Raw genomic sequence first — 25,628 nt, forward strand, 5'->3', positions numbered from 1 at the left:
TCACACACGTTTGTCGCCGACGGACATATAAGGACTTGTTTATATCTTTGTTGCGGCCGCCGCCGGGGCTCGCTAGAACGGCGCATGAAGCGGCTTCGGCCGCACCCGCGCGCGCCGCCTAAAGGCGCCCCAGCCGTAAGGGATCAAGCCCATGGGTAAGCCCGCCGACTTCGTCGTGAAGGACATCAGCCTCGCCGATTGGGGGCGCAAGGAGATCGCCATCGCCGAGACGGAGATGCCCGGCCTGATGGCCACGCGGGCCGAGTTCGGCGCCAAGCAGCCTTTGAAGGGCGCGCGCATCGCCGGCTCGCTGCACATGACCATCCAGACGGCGGTGCTGATCGAGACGCTGGCCGCACTCGGGGCCGACATCCGCTGGGCCTCCTGCAACATCTATTCGACGCAAGACCACGCCGCCGCCGCCATCGCCGCCGCCGGCATTCCGGTGTTCGCCTTCAAGGGCGAGACGCTGAAGGAGTACTGGGACTTCACGCGTCGCATCCTCGAATGGGGCGACGGCGGCACGCCCAACCTCATCCTCGATGACGGCGGCGACGCCACCCTGCTCGTCCACCTCGGCCTCAGGGCCGAGAAGGGCGATGTTGCCTTCCTCGACAAGCCCGGCTCCGAGGAGGAGACGGTGCTGTTCGACCTCATCAAGCGCACGCTGCAGGAGAAGCCCGGCTGGTTCGCCGAGCTGGCCAAGAACATCAAGGGCGTCTCCGAGGAGACGACGACGGGTGTGCACCGCCTCTATGAGATGCAGAAGCGCGGCGAGTTGCTGTTCCCGGCCATCAACGTCAACGACTCGGTGACCAAGTCGAAGTTCGACAATCTCTACGGCTGCCGCGAATCGCTCGTCGACGGCATCCGCCGCGGCACCGACGTGATGATGGCCGGCAAGGTGGCGATGGTCGCCGGCTTCGGCGACGTCGGCAAAGGGTCGGCCGCCTCACTGCGCAACGCCGGCTGCCGCGTGCTCGTCTCCGAGATCGACCCGATCTGCGCCCTGCAGGCAGCGATGGAAGGCTACGAGGTGGTGACCATGGAGGATGCCGCGCCGCGCGCCGACATCTTCGTCACCGCTACCGGCAACAAGGACGTGATCAAGACCGAGCACATGCGGGCCATGAAGGACCGCGCCATCGTCGCCAACATCGGCCACTTCGACAACGAGATCGAGGTCGCGGGCCTCAAGAACTTCAAGTGGCACAACATCAAGCCGCAGGTCGACGAAATCGAGTTCCCCGACGGCAAGCGCATCATCCTGTTGTCGGAGGGGCGCTTGGTGAACCTCGGCAACGCCATGGGGCATCCCTCGTTTGTCATGTCGGCGTCGTTCACCAACCAGACGCTGGCGCAGATGGAGCTGTGGACCAGCGCCGGCAAGTACGAGAAGAAGGTCTACACGTTGCCCAAGCATCTCGACGAGAAGGTCGCGCGCCTGCACCTCGACAAGATCGGCGTCAAGCTCACCAAGCTGACGCCCGAGCAAGCAGCCTACATCGGCGTCAAGACCGAGGGCCCGTATAAGTCGGACCACTACCGCTACTGATTTGCTCCTTTAGCCCTGGCGACCCTCGGAACGAGCCGAGCATGATGGCCGTGCGGGGCCTCATCGAAACCGTCATGCCGGCGAAGGCCAGCATCCACGCCAGCGTCCGCCGGCGCGGCGGTGACGTGGAGTGCCCCACCGACGCAGTCACCCGTTGAAACTTGCGTGGATCCCGGCCTGCGCCGGGATGACCGCTAGGAGGAGCACCACCCTTTCCAGGTGTCCGAATGCGGCTTACCGGCAGCACCTCGCCGGCAAATGCCGCAGGACGGCCTCCGGTAGGCCGCGCGTGCTGGCCACGCCCGACGCCACTCCCCATAATTCGACGTGATTCGCTCCCCTGCGGGGGCGATACCGCCGGGCCTTTGTCCGTTGCTCGTTGCGTTGCAAGGCCTCGGGTTCCCCCTGCATTCGACGGACCCCGATGCAAGCTGCCCCTAGCAAACGATCGGCAGGAAAATCGCGCGAGCTCATGGCGCTCGTCGGCGCGAGCCTTGCCTGCGTGCTCGTCCTGGCGGCCGGCATCGTCGCCGGCGGCGCGCTGCCGTTGCCGCTGCTCGGCACGCAGCCGGTTGCCGCCATCGGCCTCGTCGGCGGCATCGCCCTGTTTATCGCCGCGTTGATCGCCTTGACGGTAGTGCGCGCCAAGCGCGAGGAGCGCCAAGCGGTGGCCGAGGCGGCCGGCTTGAAGCGCAGCCTCGCCGCGGCCGATTCCATCATTCGCTCCGAGCCGCAGATCCTCTTGTTCTGGGAGCAGAACCAGCCGCTGCGTGTCGTCGCCCACACCCTCAAGGACATCCCCGGCCTCCCGGAGACACCGGAAAAGTTCCTGCGCTTTGGGCAGTGGCTGGAGCCGAGCTCGGCGGCGACCTTGAAGCCGGCCATCGATGCCCTGTTCACCTCCGGCCAGCCCTTCAACATCATCGTGCGCAGCATCGCCGGAGCGCACGTCGAGGCCGAGGGGCGCACCGCCGGCGGACGCGCCGTGCTGCGCTTTCGCGATGTGGCCGGGCACCGCGACGAGGTCGCCCGCGTCCTCGCCCAGCATCAGCGGCTGGCGCGCGAGGTGCGCGCCAGCCGCGCGCTGCTCGATGCGCTGCCGATACCGGTGTGGCTGCGAGGCAAGGACGGGCGCCTCACCTGGGTCAACAACGCCTACGTGCGGGCGGTGGAGGCGCGCAGCCGCGCCGAGGTGCAGGAGCGCCAGATCGAGCTTCTGGAGCAGCGCCAGCGCCGCGCTGCGGCCCGCGTGCTGGCGCGCGGGGAAAGCTACCGCGGGCGCCTGCCGCTCATCGTCGGCGGCGAGCGCCGGCCGCACGACGTGACGGTGCTGCCCTTCGAGGACGCGACCGCTGCCGCCGCCGTCGACGTTTTGGCCATCGAGAAAACGCAAGGCGAGCTGGAGCGGCAGGCGGTTCCCTACGATCGCACGCTCGACCGCGTCGCCACCGCCGTCGCCATCTTCAACGCGCAGCAGCAGCTCGTGTTCTTCAACGAGGCCTATCGCAAGCTGTGGCAGCTGGACGAGGATTGGCTGAAGACGCGGCCCACCGAGGGCGCCGTCCTCGACCGGCTGCGCGAGCTGGGGCGCTTGCCACAAGTCATCAATTACTCCGAGTGGAGATCCAAGATCCTCGCCAGCTACGGCGATGCCGCCGTCGAGGACGACACCTGGCTGCTGCCCGATGGCCGCACGCTGCAGGTGCTGGCCGAGAAGCGCTCGGACGGTGGCATCACGTACCTGTTCGTCGACGATACCGAGCGTCTCGCGCTCGAACGCGACTACAATGTCCTCATCGGCGTACAGCGCGAAACACTCGACAGCCTCAAGGAAGGTGTCGCCGTGTTCGGCACCGATGGGCGCCTGAAGCTGTTCAACTCGGCGTTGGCCGGGATCTGGCAGCTGTCGCGGCGGGCGCTCGCCGAGGAGCCGCATATCGACGAGTTCATTTTGCAGGCACGCGAGCACTACGAGGATGCGCAGACCTGGGCGCCTCTCAGCCGCGCCGTGACCTCGTTCTCCGAGCAGCGCGAGGAGTTCGGCGGCCAGATGCTGCGCCCCGACGGCAGCATCATCGACTATGTGGTGATGCCGCTCCCCGACGGTGCCACGCTGATGACCTTCGCCGACGTCACCGACAGCAAGCGCTACGAACGCGCGCTGGAGGAGCGCAACGAAGCGCTCGTCGCCGCCGACCGCATGAAGAACGCGTTCATCAGCCACGTGTCGTACGAGCTGCGCACGCCGCTCACCAACATCATCGGCTTCAGCGACCTGCTCGGCAATCCGCACATCGGCACGCTGAACGAAAAGCAGCAGGAGTATCTCGGCGACATCTCCGCCTCCTCGAAGACGCTGCTCGCCATCATCGACGACATCCTGACCCTGGCGACCATGGATGCCGGCACCATGGAGCTGAAGCAGGGCCGCGTCGACGTTCCCGCGGTGATAGACGCCGCCATCCTCGGTGTGCGCGAAGCCGCCCAGCGGGCGCGATTGTCGCTGCATATCGCCGTCGCCGAGGACGCCACCCAGTTCATCGCCGACGAAGCGCGCGTGCGGCAGATCCTTTTCAACCTGCTGTCGAACGCCGTCGGCTTCTCCAAGCCGGGGGACACCATCGGCATCACCTGCCGGCGCGAGGGCGCGATGATGGTGTTCACCGTCGAGGACCAGGGTGTCGGCATTCCCAAGGAGGAGCAGTGGAAGGTCTTCGACCGCTTCGAGAGCCGCAGCCACGGTTCCGGCCATCGCGGCGCGGGGCTCGGGCTCACGATCGTCAAGAGCCTCGTCGAGCTGCACGGCGGCACCGTATCGCTCGAATCCGAGCCGGGACGCGGCACGCGCGTCACTGTGCGCCTTCCCGTCCAGGGCCGGCCTGATAAAGCAGCCCAAGGGCTGCCCCAAGAAGGCCCCGAGGGCCCGCTATCGGCCACTGGCAGCCGTGCCTGAAGTGAACCGTATATGGCCTCACACGTAATCGACCGCGTCACCGAGCCCCAGCTTGTCCGCCTGGGCGAAGACCTCGCCTTCGTCGCCCGCCGCGGCGACCTCATCGCGCTGAGCGGCGAGCTCGGCGCCGGCAAGACGACGCTCGCCCGCGCCATCATCCATGCCCTGGCCGGCAACAAGGACGAGGAGATCCCCAGCCCGACCTTCACGCTGGTGCAGACCTACGCGACGCCGCGCATGCCGGTGGCGCATTTCGACCTTTATCGGCTCGGTGCGCCATCGGAGATCGAAGAGCTGGGCCTCGATCTGGCGCTCAAGAATGGCATCGCCATCGTCGAGTGGCCTGAGCACGCGGGCGCGCTGCTGCCGGCGAGCCGGCTCGAGGTGCGCCTCGACGACAACGGCGAGGGAGCGAGCCGGCGCGTGACGCTGATCGGGCATGGCGATTGGGAGGCGCGTCTCAAGCGCTTCGTCGCCATGCGCTCGCTCATCGGCGGCGGTGGTGGCGGGGGCGGCACCAATGGCGCGTCCTGCGAGCTGCGCTACCTGCAGGGCGATGCTTCCGTGCGCCGCTATGCGCGCCTGCTGCGCGGGCCGCGCCCCGGCGCCATTCTCATGGATTGGCCGCGCCAGCCGGACGGGCCGGCCATCCGCAATGGGCTGCCCTATAGCCGCCTGGCGCATCTGGCCGAAGATGTCCGCCCGTTCGTGGCCGTCGCCAATGCGTTGCACGCGGCCGGCCTCACCGTGCCGCGCATCCACGCCCAGGATCTCGACAACGGGTTCCTGTTGCTCGACGACCTCGGCGATCGCGTGTTCGGCCGCGAGGTCGAAACGGGGGCCACCGATCAGGCGACGCTGTGGCAGGCTGCGACCGACGCGCTCGTCGCCCTGCAGGATGCCCCGGCCCCGCAGACGTTGCCGGTGGCCGGCGGCGGCGAGCATCATGTTGCCGCCTACGACAGGGGCGCCATGGCCATCGAGACGGAGTTGCTCGTCGACTGGTATTGGCCGGCGCTGCGCGGGGGCGTCGTTCCCAGGCAAGAGCGGGCCGAGTTCGTCGGCCTGTGGGCCGAGGTGTTCGTCGAGCTGGCCAAAATGCCCGCCGCGTGGGTGTTGCGCGACTACCACTCACCCAATCTTCTATGGCTGCCCGAGCGTCAAGGCATTGCACGCGTCGGGGTGATCGACTTTCAGGATGCCATGCGCGGCCCCGCCGCCTATGACCTCGTCTCTCTGTTGCAGGATGCGCGCGTCGATGTGGCACCCGAGCTTGAAGCGGCACTGTTCGACCACTACTGTGCCGGCGTCACCGCGCGCCGAACAGGGTTCGATCGTGACGCTTTCACCTTCGCCTATGCCGCGCTCGGCGCTCAGCGCAACACCAAGATCGTCGGCATCTTCGCGCGGCTGGCCAAGCGTGACGGCAAATTCGGATATCTGCATCACATCCCACGCCTGTGGCGGTATCTCGATCGTGATCTTTCCCATCCGCAGCTGGCCGGTCTCAAGCGCTGGTACGATCGGCACTTTCCCGCCGACGCACGCAACATTCCCCTGGCCTGAGCAGGGAGCGCATCCATGAGCACATCGTCGAGCTGGCGCCCCCAGGCGGCAATGGTGCTCGCCGGCGGCATGGGCAAGCGCATGCTGCCGCTGACCAAGGACATCCCCAAGCCGATGGTGCGCCTCAGGGGGCGCCCGCTGATCGACCACGTGCTCGACCGCATCGCGGCCGCCGGCGTCGGCCGCGCCGTGGTCAACGTGCACTACTGCGCCGACAAGCTGGAAGCGCACGTGCGCCAGCGCAAGCGGCCGCAAATCCTGATTTCCGATGAGCGCCAACAGCTTCTCGACACTGGCGGCGGCGTTACCAAGGCCTTGCCGCTGCTCGGGCCGGAGCCGTTCTTGATTCACAACTCCGACTCGGTGTGGATCGAGGGCGTCGGATCCAATCTCGAACGGCTGTTTTCCGTGTGGAACCCCGACATCATGGACAGCCTCATGCTGCTCGCATCCGCGGCCACGAGCCTCGGATACGAGGGGCCGGGGGATTTCGCCATGGACAAGGACGGGCGCCTCGAGCGCCGCGGCGAGCGGCAGATGGTGCCGTTCGTGTTCACCGGCGTGTCGATCGCGCACCCGCGCATGTTCGAAGGCGCGCCGCAAGGGCCGTTTTCGATCAACCAGCTGTGGGATGCCGCGATCGACAATGGCAGACTGTTCGGCATCCGCCTCGATGGGCTGTGGATGCACGTCGGAACGCCGGAAGCCTTGATCGAGGCGGAAAGGTGGATCGAGAGTGAGGACGTCGCCTGAGAGCGCTGCGGCTGGCACCGGCGGGGACCGGATGCGTGGCACGCGCGTCTTCACGGTCCCGGCCGGACGGCCGTTCCTCGAGGCGGTCGCCAGCGCGATCCTCAAAGGCGATCTTCCCGCGCCCGGCGGGAGCGCACCCGACCCGCTCGACCTTCCCGATATCAAGCTGCTGCTGCCGACGCGGCGCGCCACGCGCGCCATGCAGGAGGCCTTCCTTGCCGCATCCGGCGGTGGCGCGATGACGCTGCCGCAAATCCGGCCGATCTCGGCCAGCGAGGAGGACATGAACCTGCTGGCCGGCCTCGCCAGCCCCGGCACGCTCGGGTCCGACGCGCTCGACTTAGCGCCGGCGGTGAGCGAGATCGAGCGCCGGCTGGTGCTGACCATGCTGGTGCAGCGCTGGTCGCAGACCATGCGCAAGGGCGATGGCGACGCCGCCCACCTCGCCGACCGCGCGGCGGCGGGCGCCAACACGCCGGCGCAGGCGGCGCATCTTGCCGCCGAGCTCGCCCGCCTCATGGACATGGTGGAGACCGAGAACGTGCCGCTCGACGGTCTCGCCGCGCTAGTGCCGGACGAGCACTCGGCGCATTGGCAGGACACGCTCGAGTTCTTGCAGATCATCACCGCCTTCTGGCCCGCATACCTCGCCGAGAAGAAGCTCCTGTCGCCGGCCATGCGCCGCAATCGCGCCATCCTCGCCGAGGCCGAGCGTCTCGCTGCGACACCTCCCGCGGGGCCGGTGATCGTCGCCGGCGTCACCGGCTCGGTGCCGACGACGGTGGCGCTGATGGCGGCGGTCGCGCGCCTGCCGAACGGCGCCATCGTGCTGCCAGGCCTCGATCTGCATCTCGATGCGGAAAGCTGGGCGGCCATCGCCGAGCACCCCGAGCATCCGCAGTTTGGCTTCCACAAGCTGCTCGGCGCGCTCGGCATCGAGCGCGGCGCGGTGCAAGTTCTACCGGGCGCCGAGCTTGCGGGGGCACTGGCCGGACGCGAGGCGCTCATTACCGAGACGATGCGCCCGTCGGGCAAGACGGGCCTGTGGCAGCAGTATATTGCCGCCGCCGACCGCGCCGAGGTGCGTCGCGCGCTCGCCGGCGTCAGCCTCATCGAGGCGCCGTCGGCGCAGGACGAAGCCGAGACCGTTGCGCTCATTCTGCGCGAGGCGGCCGAAACGCCGGGGCGCACTGCGGCGCTCGTCTCGCCCGACCGGCTGCTTGCCCGCCGCGTTGCCGTGCGCCTCGAAGCGTGGGGCATCCGCGTCGACGATTCGGCAGGGCGCCCGTTCGCCAAGACGCCGCCGGGCACCTTCCTCGACCTCGTCATTGCGGCTGCAGCCGAGGACTTCGCGCCGGACGCCGTCATGGCGCTGTTGAAGCACCCATTGACCCGTCTCGGGCTCGATGCGTTCGCCGTGCGCCGCGCCGCCCGCGCGCTGGAGATCGCCGCCTTTCGCGATGTCTATCTCGGCCGCGGCCTCGATGGCATCGCCGATGCCCTGGCGCGCGCCGAGGAGAGCGTTGCCGTGGGACGCCGACGGCAGATGGCCGTGCGCCGCCTATGGCCGGATGACTGGAAAGGGGCGCACGAGCTCATCGCACGGCTACAGGCCACATTCGCGCCGCTGCTCAAAGTATTCGTGCACAAGGGCGAGCAGTCGCTGCAAGCGATCGCCAGCGCGCATGTTGCCGTGGCCGAAGCCGTATGCCGGCTGCCAGAGGCGGAAGCATCCGAAGCCGGCTCGCCGTTGTGGCGCGAGGAAGCCGGCACCGCCGCCGCCGATTTCTTCGCCGGGCTCATCGACCCGCAGCTCCCCGACCTCAAGATCGCGGCGGCCGACTACGCCGATCTTTATCGCAGCCTCATCGTCGGGGAGAACGTGCGCCCGCGCGTCGCCGTGCATCCGCGCCTCTCCATCTGGGGACCGTTCGAAGCGCGCCTGCAGCAGACCGACGTCGTGATCCTGGGCTCGCTCAACGACGGCACCTGGCCGGAGGCCGCCGACCCGGGGCCCTGGCTGAACCGCCCGATGCGCGCCGAGATCGGCCTTCCCTCGCCGGAGGAAAAGATCGGCTATGCAGCACACGATTTTACCTCGCTGCTCGGCGCACCCCGCGTCTACATCACCCGCGCCGAGAAGATCGACGGCGTGCCGACGGTGCCGTCGCGCTGGCTGATGCGCCTCGAAGCACTGCTCGCCGGTCTCGGATTGAGCGACGCGCTGAAGCCGGATCAGCCGTGGCTCGGCTGGGCGCGTGCCCGCGATAATACCGGCGAGCGCCGACGCATCGGCGCGCCCGAGCCACGGCCGCCGCTCGCCTTGCGGCCGCGCAATATGAGCGTGACGCGCGTCGAGACGTGGCTTTCCAATCCCTATGCGATCTTCGCGCGCGACATCTTGGGGCTCGACAAGCTGCCGGCGCTCGGCGCCGACCCCAACGCCGCGCTGCGCGGCAACGTGGTGCACGACATCATGAGCCGCTTTGCCGCGGCGTTCCCCGAGCATCTACCGGCCGATGCGAATGCCGAGCTGATGCGCATCGCGCGCGACGCTCTCGAAGCCTATGTGCACAATCCACGCGTCGCCGCCTTCTGGCTGCCGCGCTTTCAGCGCTTCGCGCAGTGGTTCGCGGAGAGCGAGCCCGCACGCCGCAAGAACGTTCAGCGCGTAGTGGCCGAGGTGTCCGGCCAGCTCGTCATCGACGCGCCGGCGGGGCCGTTCACGCTGTCGGCGCGCGCCGACCGCATCGACCTCACCGAGCGCGGCATCGTCATCACCGACTACAAGACCGGCAGCGTTCCCATCGACAGGCACATCGCCGACGGATTGAAGCCGCAGCTGCCCCTGGAAGCCGCCATCGCGCTCGGCGAATCGGGCTTTGCCGGCGTGCCGCGTGCGCCGGTCACCGGACTGCGCTACGTGCGCGCCACCGGCGCCGAGCCGCCGGGCGAAGACCGCCTTGTCGCAGCCGGGGACGTTGCTGAGCTTGCCGGGGCCGCGCTGGCCAGCCTCGCCAAGCTCGTCGCCCGCTTTGACGATGAGGCAACGCCCTACAGGGCGCTGCGGCGCGCCCGTTTCGACTACGACTACGATGACTACGCGCACCTTGCCCGCGTCGCCGAGTGGGCGGTGCCGGGCGAGGACGAGGTGGTGGTGACATGAGCATGCGCCGCGCCGAGACCGATGCCGAACGCACGCGCCGCGCGCAGCGCGACGCCGCCGACCCGCGCGCCTCCGTCTGGGTCAGCGCCAATGCCGGCACCGGCAAGACGCATGTGCTGACGCAGCGCGTGCTGCGCCTGATGCTGGCGGGCACCAAGCCGGAGCGCCTCCTCTGCCTCACCTACACCAAGGCCGCCGCCGCCGAGATGGCCAAGCGCGTGTTCGACACGCTGGCGCAGTGGGTGACGCTGCCGGATGCCGAGCTGGCGGCGCAGCTCGGCGACCTGTGCGACCGCCCCGCATCGATCGACGAGGTCGCGTACGCGCGCACGCTGTTCGCGGTGGCGATCGAAACCCCCGGCGGCCTCAAGGTGCAGACCATCCACTCCTTCTGCGAGCGCCTCCTGCAGCGCTTCCCGCTCGAGGCCGACGTGGCGCCGGGCTTTTCCGTGCTCGATGACACCACGGCCAACGCCCTGCTGCGCGAGGCCACCGACATCACGCTGCGCGAGGCGACGGACGGATCATCGCCGTCGCAAAGGCAGGCGCTCGAGGCGGTCATTCCCTATGCGGCCGAGGACAGGTTCGACGAGGTGTTGCGCGCCGCTTTGCGCCAACGCCGCTGGCTCGACAGCGCGCTTCGCATCGACCTCGGCGAGCACACCGACGAGTTGGCGGGGCTCGAAAGCGTTTATCGGCGCAGCTTCGGCGTGCGCGCGGAGGCGAGCATCGACGACATCGAGAGCGACATGGCCGACGTCGTCGGCGACGCCGAGCTTTCTCGCCTGCGCGATGCCCTCAGCGGCGGCACCGCGAGCGATCAGAACCTCGCGCAGTCGATCGCGGCCGCGCTGGCGGCACCCTCGAGCGCGGCGCGCGCCGCCGCCTTGGAGGACTACTTTTGCACCGACAGCGGCCCACGCAAGCGCCTGATGACCAAGGCCATCGCGGCCGGGTACCCTGAGCTCGACGCAGCCTTCGCCACCGCCCAGGCTCGTTTCACGGCCCTGGCCGAGGAGCGCCGCGGATTGCGCGCCATCACCGCCACCATTGCTCTGCACCGCCTCGCCGGCGCTGTGCTGCAGCGCTACACGCTCGCCAAGCGCCGCCGCGCCGCCCTCGATTACGACGACCTCATCTCCAAGAGCGTGTTCCTGCTTAGCGGACAGGAACTCGCCGCCTGGGTCATGTTCAAGCTCGACCGCGGCATCGATCATATCCTCGTCGACGAGGCGCAGGATACGAGCCCCGAGCAGTGGCAGATCGTCGAGGCCTTAGCGCGCGAGTTCTTCACCGGCGGCGGCCAGCACGAGAACATACGCACGCTGTTTGCCGTGGGCGACGAGAAGCAGTCGATCTACAGCTTTCAGGGCGCCGCCCCGCATCAGTTTGCCGAGATGGGGGCGCGTTTCGCCGCGCTCAGCGGCAACGGTTCCTGGCGGCGCATTCCGCTCGATCTGTCGTTCCGCACCGTGGCGCCGGTGCTCGACGCCGTCGACCGCGTCTTCGCCGATGGCACGCGGACTCCCGGCCTCACCACCGAGGCGGCCGTCGTCCGCCACGCGGTGCATCGCCTGGGCCACGGCGGGCTCATCGAGGTGTGGCCGACGGAGGTTCCCGACGCGGACGCGAGCGCCGATCCCTGGTCGCCGCTCGAGGAGAAGAGCGGCCGCGCCCCCGCCGAACGGCTGGCCGACCGCATCGCGACGACCATCCGTCGCTGGCTGGACGAGGGCGAGATGCTGGCGTCGGAGGGCCGTCCGGTGCGCGCCGGCGACATCCTTATCCTCGTACGCAAGCGCCGCCCGTTCGCCGGGCCGATGGTCGCCGCCCTGAAGGCGCGCGGCATCCAGGTGGCCGGCGCCGACCGGCTGCGGCTTTCCGAGCAGATCGCGGTCGAGGATCTCATGTCGCTCGGCGACTTCCTGACCTTGCCAGAGGACGATCTCGCGCTCGCGGAGGTGTTGAAGAGCCCGCTCATCGGCTTGGACGATGACGACCTGCTCGCGCTCGCCGCGGGGCGTAAGAGTACGCTGTGGAAATCGCTCATCGACCACGCCGGCGACGATGAGCGCTATCGGGTTGCCGCCGACGCGCTGAAGCGCTGGCGCTCGCGCGCCGACTTCGTCCCACCGTTCGAATTCTTCGCCTCCATCCTCGACCGCGAAGGCGGCCGCGCCAAGCTCTTGGCACGGCTCGGCGCCGAGGCCGCCGACCCGATCGACGAGTTCCTCAACCTCGCGCTCGCTTACGACGACGCCGTGGCGCCATCGCTCACCGGCTTTCTTGCCCACCTGCGGGAGGTGGATCGCGAGGTGAAGCGCGACATGGAGCACGGGCGCGACGAGGTGCGCGTGATGACGGTGCACGGCGCCAAGGGTCTCGAGGCGCCGATCGTGTTCCTACCCGATACCTGCTCCACCGCTACAGGCGGACCCATTACCTCGCTGCTCGACATCGACAACCTGGAGCTGCCCGAAGGCGCCGACGGCACGCCGTTCGTGTGGAGCGTCAAGGGCACCAGCGGCCACGCCGCGATCAGCGCCGCGCGGCGCGCCCGCGCGCAGCGCGAGACCGAGGAGCGCAACCGGCTTCTCTACGTAGCCATGACGCGTGCCCGCGACCGGCTCTACATCACCGGCTTCGAGGGCAAGAACGGGCAATCGGCCGGGTGCTGGTACGAGCTGATCAGCGGAGGGCTGCGCGACGTGCTCGAGCAGGCGCAAGGCGCCGACGGCATGCCCGTGCAGCGGCGCATGCAGCCGCAGTCGGTGCCGCCGAAGCGCCGCGATGCCACCCACAAGCAGGAGGCGGCGGCCGCCCAATTGCCCGCATGGGCGACCAATCCGGCACCGCGCGAGGCCGCCTTGTCGATCCCGCTGGCGCCCTCGCGGCTCGAAGCCTACGCGCCGGACGATGCGGGCGAGCCTCTTCCCTCTCAGCCCTCCTATCGCCGCCCCGCAGAAGAGGAGCCACCGGTCCCGCCTCCCGCTGCGCGGATAAGCGACCATCGCTTCTTGCGCGGAACGCTGACGCACGCGCTGCTGCAGCATCTGCCGACGCTGCCGGCGTCCGGTTGGGAGAATGCCGCGGCTGGCTTCCTGGAGACGCGCGGCAACGCACTCTCACCCAGCGTACGCTGCAGCATCGCGAAGGAAACACTGGCGATATTGACCGCGCCCGAGTTCGCAGCGTTGTTCGGCCCGCAGAGCCGCGCCGAGGTGCCGATCGTCGCCCTCATCCCGAACCCTCAGCGCAAGGGCCCTCCCCTCAAGCTGATCGGCCAGCTCGATCGCTTGGTCGACCTCGGCGATGAGGTGCTGATCGTCGACTACAAGACCAACCGGCCGCCCCCCACCAAGGTGGAACAGGTTGCACCGGCTTACCTATTTCAGCTCGCCGCCTACCGCATGGCATTGCGCGAAATTTATGCAGGACGCCGCGTCAGAACCGCGCTTCTGTGGACCGACGGGCCGCGAATCATGACCATCCCCGATGCGCTGCTCGACGCCTACACCGGGCGCCTCTTTGATCTGGACGTATGTCACCTTGACGCTCGCGGGGGCCATTCCTAACTTCCCGCTCGAAGAGGCGCCAGCCGCGAGCCGCGGGAAGTGCGCCTCGAAAGGAGAAAAATACGATGGCAAATGCAGTGTCCGACAACACCTTCGAGCAGGAGGTTTTGAAGTCCACGGAGCCGGTTCTCGTGGACTTTTTTGCGGAATGGTGCGGCCCCTGCAAGGCCATGGCCCCGGCGCTCGAGCAGGTCGCCAAGGAGATGCAGGGCAAGGTCAAGGTCGTGAAGCTCGACGTCGACCAGAACCCGGCCGTCACCGGCAAATATGGCATCCGCGCCATGCCGACCCTGATCCTGTTCAAGAACGGCCAGGTGACGGCGCAGCACACCGGCGCCCTGGTGCAGAAGAAGAAGCTCGAGGACTGGATCAATTCCTCGGTCGCCTAGAGGCGCGGCGACAATCTAAATCAACGGACGGCCCCGCTTGTCGGGGCCGTCGGCGTTTTGGGGTGCTATGCTTCTAGCTCGTCCGCTGGAGGGTTCGATGCGCTGGCTACCCATCACGCTGGTTTGCTCGCTGTTCGGTGTCGGCTCTGCCTGCGCCGACGGCGGCGGAAGCATCACGCTCGAGGAAGTAATCGACCAGCTGCAGGACAACCAAGCGCTGGTCAACGAGGTCCTAGCCGAGCTCAAGGTACAAAAGCTGAAGGCAGAAGAGCTCAACTGCGTCGGCTTTCGCTTCGGCGGCTACTGGCTAAATCTCGGCGGCGCACGCGCCGTTCCCTATGAATGCGAGATCGGCAACAAGAAGCTCAACATCGACGGTACCGTGCACGTCTACGATGACAACGGCACCGAGCTCGACCGCATGGACAAGAAGTCCTTCGAGCGTGCGACCGAGTATAGGCAGGCGGACATCACCTGGAGATGGCAGTAGGCGCCGCGCTCATTCCTTATCGCGCGTGAGCGGCACGAAGCGCACCGGCACGATCTGCTCGTTGAGCGTCGAGCCGTCGGCGTTCTTCTTCACCACCATGAGCTCCTGCGACAGCCCGCCGACCGGAATAACCATGCGTCCCGTGGGCTTCAGCTGTTCGACCAGCGCCGGCGGAATATGGTCGGGGGCGGCGGTGACGATGATGGCATCGAAAGGCGCCGCCTCGGGCCAGCCCTTGTAGCCGTCGCCGATGCGCGTGTGCACGTTTGCATAGCCGAGCCGTTTCAGCGTCGCGGCGGCCGCGCGGCCGAGGCTGTCGATAATCTCGATGGTGTAGACCTCGCCGGCGATCTCCGCCAGCACGGCCGCTTGATAGCCGCAGCCGGTGCCGATCTCGAGCACCTTGTCACCGGGCTCGAGCTGCAGCAGATCGGTCATCAGCGCCACGATGTAGGGTTGCGAGATCGTCTGCCCTTCGCCGATCGGCAGCGGCCGGTTGCGATAGGCGAGGCGCTTCTGATCCGCTGGGACGAACTCATGACGCGGAACCTTGCGCATCGCGGCCAGCACGCGCTCGTCCAGCACCGGGCGTCCGGTCTCGGCGGCGACACGCGCCAGCCAGACGACCTCCTCCACCATCTTGTGCCGCTCCTCGGCGCGAAACTCCTGCGCGGAAATCATGCCGGCGGGCCCCATGACCGAGAGCGGCAACAGCACGACAAGGAGGGTGTGGCGCAGAAAGCGTCGGGTCGCTATGCCGCGTGAAATGTGTACCCTGCGCTCATCCAATCGCGGATTCATCATAATTCCACCACGTCGGCGCGCCTTCCTGGGGCTGGATCATAAGCCGAGGGAGACAGTCATGGTGTTCCAGCGTAAGCCCGATCCGAAGAAGTCGCTCACCGTCGTTCCAGCCGAGGTCACAACGCTACCGGCCCCCGCCGGTTCGTCGGGACGCGCGGCCGAATCCGTCATCGGCAAGGACATGTCCATCGAGGGACAGTCTATCACCGTGCGCTGCAAAGGTTCGCTGCGCGTAAACGGTGCCATTGCCGCCGATCTGCACTGCGCCGAGCTGGTGGTTGGCGAGCAGGCGGTGGTGAACGGCTCGATCGCCGCCGACAGCGTCCGGGTCTTCGGGCAGGTTCATGGGGCCATTCTCGGTGCCCATGTCGTGCTGCACCCTAGCGCGCAGGTCGAAGGTGATATTCACAGCCAGACGCTGACCATCGAGCAGGGCGCCAGCTTTGATGGGCGCTCGCGCAAGGTGACCAACGCCGCCGAGATCGCACCGCAGCTCGATTCTCCCGATGCCCAGGCGCACGCCTACGGCTGAACTAAGCTCCCTCGAGCTTACCCCAATGAACGCGAAGCCGCTCCTTAGGCGGCCTCGCGCTTCTGCTTCCCGTTGATAAGCTCCCACGCAATGTTGATCTGCCGTATCCGGTCCTCGCGCAGCACTCGGTCGTCGGCATCGCGCGCGTGGTCGGGGTGCCAGCTCATGCGCAGCGCATCGACGATCTTCTTCAACACGCCGGCGCTCACCTCGGCGTTGACGCCCAACACCTCGTAAGCCTCGCTGGCGGTGCGCGGCAGCGTCGTCGTCTTCTTCGTGTTCGACAGGCTCGCCAGCGCGCTGTCGACGATGCGCCGAATGCGCTCGAGCTCGCGCACGAGGGCGCGGAACTGCAGCGCTGACTTGTCGGGCGCCAGCTCGCCTTTGACGACAAGCTTCTCGATATTGGCAAGTCGCTCGCGCACGTGGTCGAGCTCACCCTGCAGCACCTCGCGCAAGGGACCCGCCCCTTTGAGCTGCCACGTCGCCGTCTCCGTCTGCTGCAGCAGCGCAGCGACCGCCACGGACGCATTGGCGAGCGAAAGATCGCTGTTGGCAAGGCTCAAGGCGGTGGCACGCGCCGAGCGCGCGCGCACGAGCGGCACCAGGCGCATGGCCAGCAGCAATACGATGACTGCGGAAGAGGCGATGACGAGCAGCCAGGCCCAGGTGCGCGCAACGTGTTGCTCCGCCGGCAGCACCGGCTCGTCGGCCCCCGCATGCACGACGGTGATCCAGTCGTCGCTCGCGGGATCCGGCTCGAGTGCGGTCTCGAACGTATCGCGCGGCGCGCCCGGCTCGAGCACGGCATTGGGATCGGCCTTGGCGATGGCGATCTCGGCGTCCGTCATCGCTACCTGCGTGAGCTGCGGCGCCAGGGCGACCAGTTCGACTGCGGCATCGGCTACGACCGCCTCGTCGGCGGCAGCACCGATCATCAGTCGCGCGCCGAGCTCGCCGACCGGTGCAAACCCGTCGGGCAGCACCAGATGCTCGAACGCGGCGTTGCGCGACCATGGCAGGCAGTCGCCGCTCAGGACGACGCGACGTTCAATTCCACTTGCCCGCGCGGCGCTGGTGCAGGGAGCTGGGGTCTCGGGGGCACCGCGCGATGGCATCACGAGGTTGAGCCGGCCGTTCTCGATCCACGCCCGATTGGCGGCGGCGCTGCGGATGGCGGCGGCGACGCGCATCCAGGCCACGGTGGAACCGTTGCAGGAGATGGTGAATTTGTGGACCATCACGGTGCGGCAGCCGGCCAAGTTCGAGCGGGTGCAGGTTGTGACGGTCTGCTCGTCGCGTCCATCGACGATGCCGTAGCTCGTCTCCGCGGCGGGTGACAGGCGAACCTGTCCACCCTCGACGCCACACGCAAACGGCATCACAAGACGCTCGCGGGCATCAGCCGGAAAAAGTAGCAGCAAGCCCAGGCTCAACGCGCAAAAAAAGCGGGAAACTCCACGCACCGCTATGCCCTCTCATGTTGGTACGCACAGTTGTGTTCTTATGGTGAACAAGGGCGCGACTGTGGCGAGCAAGCGGCTTATCAACGCAAAGAATTGGTTGGATATCGCACCCATGCCGGCCACTTCGCCCGCCCGGCGCGAGGCACGGCGTGCGCGGCGCCACAAGGGCGCCCAAAAATTGCCGGTTGCACCCGGCTAGTCTCGACAATCCAAGCACTTCCACCCTAGAAGAGCCTGGGCGCGCCGGTGCAATTTTGGGCACCCGCGCTAGGTGGCATTCGCCCGCGTTGCGTGAATGAGGGGAGCCCGACCATGTCTTCGACCGACGTGCAGGCTGCGCCGCCCACCGCCGCAAACGGCCTCTTCGCCCGAATGACGGCAAACGCTCCGACCGCCGAGACGCAGCAGAGCACGGTCTCCGCCTTCGATGCCGTGATGCCGGAAAGCGCGCGCCGTCGCGAGCATTTCATCCCCGTCACCCGCTTTGCCCTCCTCGACCGCCTCACCTCGCCCACCGCCTGGCCTGGGGGCCAGGCCAAGGAAGCGCGTCGCTTTTTCCGCTACCTCGATCACTGGCGCCGCCAGCAGTACAACGCGCAGCTGCACGAGCTCGAGGAGACCTACGAGCCGTTCAGCCCCGACAGTGACCTGTTGCTGACGCGCACGTTCACGGCGAACGAGCGAGCCGTAATGCAGGGGCGCGTCGTGGAGGGGATGCAGCGCATCCTCAAGCAGGCCAATTACGTGCAGATCGACCACAACGATGTGGAGCAGATCCTGACGCGCGATTCCGCTTACGGGCTCGATCTGCACGTCGACCTCGACGCCTTCGAGGAGGTGCTGCTCTACTATCGTGGCGCCTCCACGCGGCGCGACGAGCGCCGGCGCTGGCACAAGTTCTACCTGCGCGAGCAGTTCGAAGTTCCTATCTTCCAGCGGCTGTTCCTGCTGTTCAAGCTGAAGCCGTTCGACACGTGCGTGCGCGAGGTGATGCAGGCCAAGAAGCTCAGCCGGCGCGAAGCCGAGAAGGTCGTCAGGCGCTCGCGCGAGAGCATTCCGCGCGAGGTCAAGGAATCCTGCATATATATGAAGTTGTTCAAGAACATCCCGAGGAGCGACCTCGAGATGGTGTTCCCCAACACGCGCGTGCGCTTTCGCTTCTATGACAAGCTGCGGCTCGGCGCGACGGCGGGCGGCGGCCTCACGCTCGGCACCGTGAGCGCAGCCGGCAAGATCGCCCTTCTGGCCTCCAACCCGATCGCGGCCGCCGGCGCGCTTGTCGGTCTCGGCGGCATTGCCTTCCGCCAGGCCATCAACTTCATGAACCAGAAGCAGCGCTACATGGTGGTGATGGCGCAGAACCTCTACTTCCACGCCATGGCCGATAATCGCGGCGTAATGCTGAAGCTCGCGGCGCGCGCTGCCGAGGAGGACATCAAGGAAGAGATGCTGCTCTACGCCGTGCTCACCAAGGAGAATGCACGGCGCCAGGACATTCCCGACATCGACGCGGCGATCGAGCAGTATCTCGCGTCGAGCTTCGGGGTCAGCGTCGATTTCGACATCACCGACGCGCTCGAGCGGCTGATCGCCGACGGCATCGTCACCGAGCAGCCCGATGGCCGGCTCTCAGCGCTGCCGCCCAAGGAGGGCGCCTTGCACATCGACAAGAAGTGGGACGCCTTCCTCGACGAGCTCCCCGAGCCGGTGAGCGCCGAGGGCATGGAGTTCGAAGGCAATCCGGAGCGCACCGCGTGAGCTGCCCGCGTCCGCCCGGGGTGACCAAACCATAGCCATGCCCAGCACCAAGCTCTCCGTGCGCACGACCGATCTCGGCGTAGCGCAGGCAATCGAGGCCGCGCTGGCGGCAGCCGAACCGGCGCTTGATGCGGTGACCCTGTTCGAGGACGGTCCGGGCGCCTGGCGCGTCGAGGCCTATACGCAGAGCCGCGCCGACGCCGAAGCCGCTGCTGGGCTGGCCACGAAGCTCGGGCCGTCGATCCCGCCCATCGAGCTGGAAGACCTGCCCGACCTCAACTGGGTGGCGATCTCGCAAGCGGCGCTGCCGCCGGTGACCGCAGGACGCTTCGTCGTGCACGGCAGCCACGACCGGGCGCGCATCCCCTTTGGGCCGCGGTCGATCCTCATCGACGCCGGCGAAGCCTTCGGCACCGCGCACCACGCTACGACCCTTGGCTGCCTCCTCGCCATCGACCGGCTGGCGCGGTCAGGCCGCGTTCGCCGCGTGCTCGACCTCGGCTGCGGCTCTGGCGTGCTCGCCATCGCTGCCGCCCGGGCGCTGCCGGGGGCACAGGTGATCGCCACCGATTCCGACCCCGTGGCAGTCAAGGTCGCCCACGCCAACGCCGAGGCCAACGGCTGCCACTCCATCGCCTTCGCCTGCGCCGACGGGCTCGCCCACCCCTGGCTGCGGCACGCGGCGCCGTTCGACCTCATCGTTGCCAATATCCTCGCCGGGCCGCTGCGCGCCCTCGCCGGCGACGTTGCCGCGTCTGTGCGCCGCGGCGGCGGGGTAGTGCTGTCCGGCATCCTCAATCCCGAAGCGCCGGCGGTCATTGCCGCATACCTGGCGCATGGCTTCTTTCTCGTACAGCGCCAGCGCATCGGCGAGTGGTCGACGCTGACGCTGCGCAAGCGGCGCTGACTGCCCCGCTCGAGTTGCGCAGGCCCTCTTGTGGCAAGCCCGCGATCGCGAATTGCCCCCGGGCATCAACGTGCTTAAACAGGCTCGCATGTTCCAGACCTTCGAAAGCCAGGCCGAGCGCGGCGCCGCGCAAGAACGCTTGAAGGAGCTGCGCCGCCTCATGGCTGCGGCCAAGCTCGACGCCTACCTTATTCCGCGCGCCGACGAGCATCAGGGCGAGTACGTGCCGGCGTCGGCGGCGCGCCTCAAGTTTCTCACCGGCTTTTCCGGCTCGGCTGGCCTCGCCATCGTCACCAAGAAGACCGCAAGTCTGTTCGTTGACGGACGCTACACGGTGCAGGCGCGCTCCGAGGTCGAGCCGGGCCTCATCGAGGTATCGACGCTGGCGCGCACCAAGATCGGCGAGTGGCTCGGCGAGCGCTTATCGCGCGGGCAGCGCGTCGGCTTCGACCCGCGGCTGCACACCGTGGCCGAGATCGAGCGCCTCGAAGCCGCGTTGAAGCCGCACGCCATCAAGCTCGTCCCCACCAATCGCAACCTTGTCGACCGCATCTGGGGCCGCGCCCGTCCGCCGGCGCCGAAGGATCCCGTTTCGCTGCATCCTCTGAAGCTCGCCGGCCGCTCGCCCCAGGACAAGATCGCCGACATCCAGAAGCTGCTGAAGGCCGAAAAGCAGGACGCGGTGATCCTGACGCTCAGCGACTCGGTGGCCTGGACCTTCAACATCCGCGGCTCCGATATTCCCCACACGCCGGTGGCGCTGGCCTTCGCGATTCTGCCGGCGGCCGGCAAGCCGGAGCTGTTCCTGGCATCGGAGAAGCTCGAGCCGGCGGTGCGCGCGCATCTCGAGACCTTCGCCAAGATCAGCCCGCCGGAAACTCTCGCGGTGCGGCTCAAAGCGCTGCGCGCCGCCGGCAAGCGCGTGCGGCTCGATCCCAACACCGCCGGCTACTGGTTCGCGCGCGCCCTCGGCGGGGAAAAGCGCATTGCGCGCGGTCCCGATCCGAGCCTCGCCCTCAAGGCGGTCAAGAACGCCACCGAGATCAAGGGCGCCCGCGCCGCGCACCTGCGTGACGGTGTTGCCGTGACGCGCTTTCTCGCCTGGCTCGACGCGGCAGCCGCCACCGGAGCGCTCGACGAGATCGAGGCCGTGCGCCGGCTGGAGGGCTTCCGCCGCGCAACCAACCAGCTGCGCGAGATCTCGTTCGACACCATCTCGGGCAGCGGCCCCAACGGCGCCATCGTGCACTACCGCGTCAGCGACGCGACCAACCGCAAGCTGCGGGGCGGCGAGCTCTTCCTCATCGACAGCGGCGCGCAATATCTCGACGGCACGACCGACATCACGCGCACGGTCGCCATCGGCAAGCCGACGAACGAGATGCGCGAGCGCTTCACGCTCGTCCTCAAGGGCCACATCGCCATTGCCTCGGCGCGCTTCCCCAAGGGCACGCGCGGCATCGACCTAGACCCGTTCGCACGGCGCGCTTTGTGGCAGCATGGCCTCGACTACGATCATGGCACCGGGCACGGCGTCGGCAGCTACCTGTCGGTGCACGAGGGCCCGCAGTCGATCTCGCGCGCCGGCATGGCGGTGCTGGAGCCCGGCATGATCTGCTCGAATGAGCCTGGCTATTACAAGGAGGGCGCCTACGGTATCCGCATCGAGAACCTCGTGCTCGTCACCGAGCCCGAGAAGCTGCCCGGCGCCGACCGCGAGACGATGGGCTTCGAGACGCTCACCTTGGCGCCCATCGACCGGCGCCTCATCGTGAGCGAGCTGCTCACGGCAGGGGAGATCGCCTGGCTCGATGCCTATCACGCGCGCGTTGCGGCGGCGCTCAGCCCCGAGGTGGACGAGGAGACGCGCGCCTGGCTGAAGGCCGCCACCGCCCCGCTTTGATCGCTCTGTCATCCCGGAAGCCGCGAGCGAAGCGAGCGGCTATCCGGGACCCAGCGTAAGAAGCGGCGTAAGCCTCTCTATATTGAGCTTGCGCACTCCTCTCCTGGGTCCCGGGCCTCGCTCCGGCTTGCGCCTGCGCTTGCCCGGGATGACAGGGGATGGCGCGAGGGATCAGGCGCCGGCGGCGGAGCGCAGCACCGGCACGGCGAGGCGTTTGCGGATGATCTCCGGCGTCAGGCCGAAGTCCTCCAGCGCATAGTTGTGCCTGCCGTGCTTGTCGCTCGGGTGGTCGGCGAGCCATCGCGTCATGCGCGCCTTGAGCTGCGCATCGGCAGGGTAGCCGAAGCGCTCGTAAATCGACATCGCCATGGCCGCCGGGTCGGCGATCAGGTCCTCGTATTCGACGTGCACGATCTGATCGCGCGGCACCAGTTGCAGCGCCGCGCGCCCAGCCGCCTCGCAGCGCTCGGCGAGGTCGAGCGCGAACTCCCCCACCTTGCTGAGATCCACCGTGTCCGACGTCATGGACCACGTCACGGCCGCGAGGCTGCACAGCGACGGCACCGTCTTCATTGGGTCGCGGCGCGTGTAGACGATGCGCGCGTCGGGATAGGCTTCCAGAAGATACTTGAGGCCCGAGAGGTGGTTCGGGCACTTCAGCACCCAGTGCTGGCGCGGATCGAGCCACTGCAGCGCCTGCAGCTGCCGCTTGTGCATGCGGTAGACATCGGTGTGCGACTTGGCATCCCACCAGCGCCAATAGCTCGGCACGTAGGCGAAGTCGAACCCCGGGGACACCAAGAAGTGATTGCGGAAGAGGTGGTAGCACTCCTCCGGATCGTCGACCTCGATGGGATGGATCTTGTTGAACTCCGGCCCCACCCAGTTCAACAGCTTGAGGCGGTTGGCCGCCTCGCGGTGGCGGCCATCCTTGCCGCCCTGGTGATGGCCGACCTCACGCGGATAAGGCGTGTAGCCCTCCCAGAACGGCAGATAGCGGGCGCCCGAATGGAGCGACAGCAGCCGCTGCAGCAGCGTCGTTCCGGTGCGCGCCAGCCCCAGCACGAACAGCGGGCGGCGGATGCGCTCATCGAGTATCTGCGGGTGGCGCGCGATGAGATCCTCGAGCGCCATGGCGTTTTGCATGCTCTTGAGGAACTGCCCGCGGATGACGAGCGCGCCGAATAGCGACAGGTCCGCATCCTCGTTGAAGGCGTGCGCCCGGACCGGAAGCGCCCGCTTCAGCTCCGGCGTCCAGTTGTCGCGCTTGTACTTCTTCTCGGTGGCGCGCATTTGCCGCTCCACATCGATGCGCGGCCACAAGCCGAGGGATTTGATCAGCGGGCCCAGCGTATTGAGGAGGCGCAGCGGCAGCGGCGGACCGAGGCGTACCCCGGAGGACAGTCGGCGTCTCCTCAGCATTGAGTCTCCCCGTCTGTGGCGCGACGATCCCGCAACGTAGGGACTCGGCGCGGCAAGTTTGAGTCTGGCACCTAGCCGCGATCCCCCGCACCGGTCAACCGTAGCCACTCCTCCTCGTCGAGCACGGTGACCCCCAGCTCGCGCGCCTTGGCGAGCTTGGAGCCGGCGTCGGCGCCGGCGACCACGTAATCCGTCTTCTTGGAGACGGAACCCGCCACCTTGGCGCCGAGGCGCTCCGCCTGGGCCTTGGCCTCGCCACGCGTCATGAGGGTGAGTGTCCCGGTGAACACAACCGTCTTGCCGGCGACCGCCGATGTCGAATCGACCGCCTCGAGTGGCTGCGGAGACACTTCCTTGAGGAGATGGTCGACGACGCGAACGTTGTGCGGCTCGGCGAAGAAGTCGGCGATCGCCTGCGCCACGACCTCGCCAATGCCTTCGATGTTGTCGAGCTCCTTGAACGCCTCGCTGTCCTTGTCCTTGGCGGCCTCCAGCATCGCGGCGCGGAAGGCATCGATCGAGCCGTAGAAGCGCGCCAGCAGCTTGGCCGTCGTCTCGCCGACATGGCGGATACCGAGCGCATAGATGAAGCGGTCGAGGGGAATGTTCCTGCGCGCCGCGATGGCGTTGAACAGCTTGGTCGCCGACTGCGGCCCCCAGCCCTCGCGCTCTTCGAGCTTCTTCGACGCGCGCGCATCGCGGACCGCCAGGGTGAAAATGTCCTCCGGCGACTGGATCAGGCCGTCGTCGTAGAAGGCCTGGATGTGCTTCTCGCCGAGGCCCTCGATGTCGAAGGCGTTGCGCGACACGAAGTGGTTCAAGCGCTCGACGCGCTGCGCCGGGCAGATGAGACCGCCAGTGCAGCGGCGCACGACGTCGACCTTGCCGGTCTTCTCGTTGGTTTCGCGCACGGCGTGGCTGCCGCAGACGGGACAGCGAGCGGGGAAGACGTAGGGCTTGGCCCCCTTCGGCCGCTTGTTGGGCACATAGCCGAGGATCTGCGGGATGACGTCCCCGGCGCGCTGCACGATCACCGTGTCGCCGATGCGCACGTCGCGGCGCTTGATCTCGTCCTCGTTGTGCAGCGTCGCGTTGGTAACGACGACACCACCGACGGTGACCGGCTCGAGCCTGGCGACGGGGGTGAGCGCCCCGGTGCGTCCCACTTGGATGTCGATGCCGTTCAAGATCGTCATCGCCTGCTGGGCCGGGAACTTGTGGGCGATGGCCCAGCGCGGCGAGCGCGACACAAAGCCCAGCCGCTCCTGCAGATCCAGCCTGTTCACCTTGTAGACGACGCCGTCGATGTCGTAGGCGAGCTTGGCGCGCTCCTCGGCGAGCTGCTCGTAGTATGCAATGAGCTCATCGGCACCGCTGCACACGCGCGCCAACGAGTTGACCGGCAGGCCCCATTTGGCGAACGCCGCATCGACGCCCGATTGCGTATCGGCCGGCAGTTGTGAGGCTTCGCCCCAGGCGTAGGCGAAGAAGCGGAGCGGCCGCGAAGCCGTGATGGAGGGGTCGAGCTGGCGCAGCGAGCCCGCCGCGGCATTGCGCGGGTTGGCGAACACCTTGCCGCCGCTCGCCGCCTGCTCCTTGTTCAGGCGCGCGAAGTCGGCGTGCGCCATGTAGATTTCCCCACGCACGTCGATGATCTCGGGGACATTGCGTCCCTTGAGTTGGTGCGGGATCTCGCCGATGGTCATCACGTTCCTGGTGACGTTCTCGCCCTCCATGCCGTCACCGCGCGTCGCTGCTTCGATCAGCTTCCCACCACTGTAGCGCAGCGAGATCGACAGCCCGTCGATCTTCGGCTCGGCCATGAAGGCCAGCGGGGCGTCGGGTGCGACGCGCAGGAAGCGGTGCACGCGCTCGACGAAATCCGTCACGTCCTCGTCGGCGAAGGCATTCCCCAGCGACAGCATCGGCACCCGGTGGCGCACCTTGCCGAAGCCCTCGGCCGCTGCGGCACCGATCCGCCGCGAGGGGCTGTCGGGGCGCACCAGCTTGGGAAACCGCGCCTCGATCGCATCGTTGCGCCGGCGCAGCGCGTCGTACTCGGCATCGGAAATTTCCGGCGCATCCTGCCGGTAGTAGAGCTCGTCGTGATGACGGATGAGGGCGGCGAGGCGCCGTAGCTCGGCCTCGGCCTCGGCTCGCTTCAACTCCTCGACGGGGGTGTCGCTGAAGTCCTTTTCGCTCATGCAGCCAGCAATATCGGAAGCCGCCGCACAGGCAAACTGCGGGCGCGCAAAGCGCACAGATTCGCGATGCGCAGCGGTGGCTTAGGCGAAGGGTGTCAGGACTGCGGGCCGCCCAGGGACGAGGGCGGAGGCGGGCCCTTGGGCGTCGTGGTGGTCGCCGCCGGCCAGTCCGGCGTGGCAGCGGG

The 25,628-nt window shown here is 67.9% G+C and carries 16 protein-coding genes; 12 read left to right on the forward strand and 4 right to left on the reverse strand.

Translation table 11 applies throughout. The annotated features are described in order from the left end of the window. Nucleotides 1–151 precede the first annotated feature (151 nt). The 8 genes from ahcY (at nucleotide 152) to F9K20_RS09075 (ending at nucleotide 14,447) form a co-directional block, all read left to right on the forward strand. Entirely contained in the window at nucleotides 152–1,555 is a 1,404-nt protein-coding gene (ahcY, locus tag F9K20_RS09040) for an adenosylhomocysteinase (RefSeq protein ID WP_291000202.1), read from the forward strand. Between the two features lie 472 nt (nucleotides 1,556–2,027). After that, nucleotides 2,028–4,508: a PAS domain-containing sensor histidine kinase gene (locus F9K20_RS09045; protein ID WP_291000204.1), complete on the forward strand. Its 2,481-nt coding sequence runs from the start codon at nucleotides 2,028–2,030 to the stop codon at nucleotides 4,506–4,508. Nucleotides 4,509–4,520: 12 nt separating this feature from the next. Then, nucleotides 4,521–6,074 (forward strand): tRNA (adenosine(37)-N6)-threonylcarbamoyltransferase complex ATPase subunit type 1 TsaE, encoded by a 1,554-nt coding sequence (tsaE, locus tag F9K20_RS09050; RefSeq protein WP_291000207.1) that lies wholly within the window; start codon nucleotides 4,521–4,523, stop codon nucleotides 6,072–6,074. A 15-nt stretch (nucleotides 6,075–6,089) separates the two neighbouring features. After that, nucleotides 6,090–6,827 carry a nucleotidyltransferase family protein gene (locus F9K20_RS09055; protein WP_291000210.1) on the forward strand — a complete coding sequence of 246 codons (738 nt, stop codon included), beginning with the start codon at nucleotides 6,090–6,092 and terminating at the stop codon, nucleotides 6,825–6,827. 31 nt (nucleotides 6,828–6,858) lie between these two features. Further along, entirely contained in the window at nucleotides 6,859–9,993 is a 3,135-nt protein-coding gene (gene addB / locus F9K20_RS09060) for a double-strand break repair protein AddB (RefSeq protein ID WP_291000213.1), read from the forward strand. After that, a complete protein-coding gene (gene addA, locus F9K20_RS09065) occupies nucleotides 9,990–13,568 on the forward strand; it encodes a double-strand break repair helicase AddA (RefSeq protein WP_291000216.1) in 3,579 nt (1,192 codons plus the stop codon). The genes addB and addA overlap by 4 nt, the downstream gene beginning before the upstream one ends. Nucleotides 13,569–13,633: 65 nt before the next feature. Next, nucleotides 13,634–13,957 carry a thioredoxin gene (gene trxA, locus F9K20_RS09070; RefSeq protein ID WP_291000220.1) on the forward strand — a complete coding sequence of 108 codons (324 nt, stop codon included), beginning with the start codon at nucleotides 13,634–13,636 and terminating at the stop codon, nucleotides 13,955–13,957. Between the two features lie 97 nt (nucleotides 13,958–14,054). Then, entirely contained in the window at nucleotides 14,055–14,447 is a 393-nt protein-coding gene (locus F9K20_RS09075; RefSeq protein WP_291000223.1) for a hypothetical protein, read from the forward strand. A 9-nt stretch (nucleotides 14,448–14,456) separates the two neighbouring features. Here the strand turns inward: F9K20_RS09075 and F9K20_RS09080 are convergent, their stop codons facing one another. Then, nucleotides 14,457–15,128: a protein-L-isoaspartate(D-aspartate) O-methyltransferase gene (locus F9K20_RS09080; protein ID WP_291000226.1), complete on the reverse strand. Its 672-nt coding sequence runs from the start codon at nucleotides 15,126–15,128 to the stop codon at nucleotides 14,457–14,459. A gap of 181 nt (nucleotides 15,129–15,309) precedes the next feature. Between F9K20_RS09080 and F9K20_RS09085 the strand changes: the two genes are divergently transcribed. Beyond that, nucleotides 15,310–15,783, forward strand: a complete 474-nt coding sequence (locus tag F9K20_RS09085; protein WP_291000229.1) for a polymer-forming cytoskeletal protein — start codon at nucleotides 15,310–15,312, stop codon at nucleotides 15,781–15,783. Nucleotides 15,784–15,827: 44 nt separating this feature from the next. Here the strand turns inward: F9K20_RS09085 and F9K20_RS09090 are convergent, their stop codons facing one another. Beyond that, nucleotides 15,828–17,165 carry a DnaJ domain-containing protein gene (locus tag F9K20_RS09090; protein WP_291000232.1) on the reverse strand — a complete coding sequence of 446 codons (1,338 nt, stop codon included), beginning with the start codon at nucleotides 17,163–17,165 and terminating at the stop codon, nucleotides 15,828–15,830. A 396-nt stretch (nucleotides 17,166–17,561) separates the two neighbouring features. Between F9K20_RS09090 and F9K20_RS09095 the strand changes: the two genes are divergently transcribed. From F9K20_RS09095 to F9K20_RS09105, 3 genes are all read left to right on the forward strand, one after another. Next, nucleotides 17,562–19,007, forward strand: coding sequence for a TMEM143 family protein (locus F9K20_RS09095; protein WP_291000235.1), 1,446 nt, complete (start codon nucleotides 17,562–17,564; stop codon nucleotides 19,005–19,007). A 37-nt stretch (nucleotides 19,008–19,044) separates the two neighbouring features. After that, nucleotides 19,045–19,914: a 50S ribosomal protein L11 methyltransferase gene (locus F9K20_RS09100; protein WP_291000238.1), complete on the forward strand. Its 870-nt coding sequence runs from the start codon at nucleotides 19,045–19,047 to the stop codon at nucleotides 19,912–19,914. 88 nt (nucleotides 19,915–20,002) lie between these two features. After that, entirely contained in the window at nucleotides 20,003–21,817 is a 1,815-nt protein-coding gene (locus tag F9K20_RS09105) for an aminopeptidase P family protein (protein WP_291000241.1), read from the forward strand. Between the two features lie 171 nt (nucleotides 21,818–21,988). On the opposite strand, the gene F9K20_RS09110 is transcribed toward F9K20_RS09105, so the two are convergent. Together F9K20_RS09110 and ligA are read right to left on the reverse strand one after the other, a co-directional pair. Next, entirely contained in the window at nucleotides 21,989–23,239 is a 1,251-nt protein-coding gene (locus tag F9K20_RS09110) for a sulfotransferase (RefSeq protein WP_291000244.1), read from the reverse strand. 71 nt (nucleotides 23,240–23,310) lie between these two features. Then, the gene (ligA, locus tag F9K20_RS09115; RefSeq protein ID WP_291000247.1) at nucleotides 23,311–25,443 is read right to left on the reverse strand and encodes an NAD-dependent DNA ligase LigA; all 2,133 of its coding nucleotides are present in this window, start codon (nucleotides 25,441–25,443) and stop codon (nucleotides 23,311–23,313) included. Nucleotides 25,444–25,628: the final 185 nt, after the last annotated feature.

The sequence above is a fragment of the Hyphomicrobium sp. genome, assembly GCF_009026145.1.
Lineage (GTDB): Bacteria > Pseudomonadota > Alphaproteobacteria > Rhizobiales > Hyphomicrobiaceae > Hyphomicrobium_A.

Bases quoted from the DNA above. Each gene is read 5' to 3' on its own strand.
- F9K20_RS09100 (WP_291000238.1), top strand. From the start codon at position 19,045: ATGCCCAGCACCAAGCTCTCCGTGCGCACGACCGATCTCGGCGTAGCG.
- F9K20_RS09095 (WP_291000235.1), top strand. From the start codon at position 17,562: ATGTCTTCGACCGACGTGCAGGCTGCGCCGCCCACCGCCGCAAACGGC.
- F9K20_RS09075 (WP_291000223.1), top strand. From the start codon at position 14,055: ATGCGCTGGCTACCCATCACGCTGGTTTGCTCGCTGTTCGGTGTCGGC.
- ahcY (WP_291000202.1), top strand. From the start codon at position 152: ATGGGTAAGCCCGCCGACTTCGTCGTGAAGGACATCAGCCTCGCCGAT.
- F9K20_RS09110 (WP_291000244.1), bottom strand. From the start codon at position 23,239: ATGCTGAGGAGACGCCGACTGTCCTCCGGGGTACGCCTCGGTCCGCCG.
- tsaE (WP_291000207.1), top strand. From the start codon at position 4,521: ATGGCCTCACACGTAATCGACCGCGTCACCGAGCCCCAGCTTGTCCGC.
- addB (WP_291000213.1), top strand. From the start codon at position 6,859: ATGCGTGGCACGCGCGTCTTCACGGTCCCGGCCGGACGGCCGTTCCTC.
- F9K20_RS09105 (WP_291000241.1), top strand. From the start codon at position 20,003: ATGTTCCAGACCTTCGAAAGCCAGGCCGAGCGCGGCGCCGCGCAAGAA.
- F9K20_RS09055 (WP_291000210.1), top strand. From the start codon at position 6,090: ATGAGCACATCGTCGAGCTGGCGCCCCCAGGCGGCAATGGTGCTCGCC.
- ligA (WP_291000247.1), bottom strand. From the start codon at position 25,443: ATGAGCGAAAAGGACTTCAGCGACACCCCCGTCGAGGAGTTGAAGCGA.
- F9K20_RS09045 (WP_291000204.1), top strand. From the start codon at position 2,028: ATGGCGCTCGTCGGCGCGAGCCTTGCCTGCGTGCTCGTCCTGGCGGCC.
- addA (WP_291000216.1), top strand. From the start codon at position 9,990: ATGAGCATGCGCCGCGCCGAGACCGATGCCGAACGCACGCGCCGCGCG.
- F9K20_RS09080 (WP_291000226.1), bottom strand. From the start codon at position 15,128: ATGATTTCCGCGCAGGAGTTTCGCGCCGAGGAGCGGCACAAGATGGTG.
- trxA (WP_291000220.1), top strand. From the start codon at position 13,634: ATGGCAAATGCAGTGTCCGACAACACCTTCGAGCAGGAGGTTTTGAAG.
- F9K20_RS09090 (WP_291000232.1), bottom strand. From the start codon at position 17,165: ATGCCGTTTGCGTGTGGCGTCGAGGGTGGACAGGTTCGCCTGTCACCC.
- F9K20_RS09085 (WP_291000229.1), top strand. From the start codon at position 15,310: ATGGTGTTCCAGCGTAAGCCCGATCCGAAGAAGTCGCTCACCGTCGTT.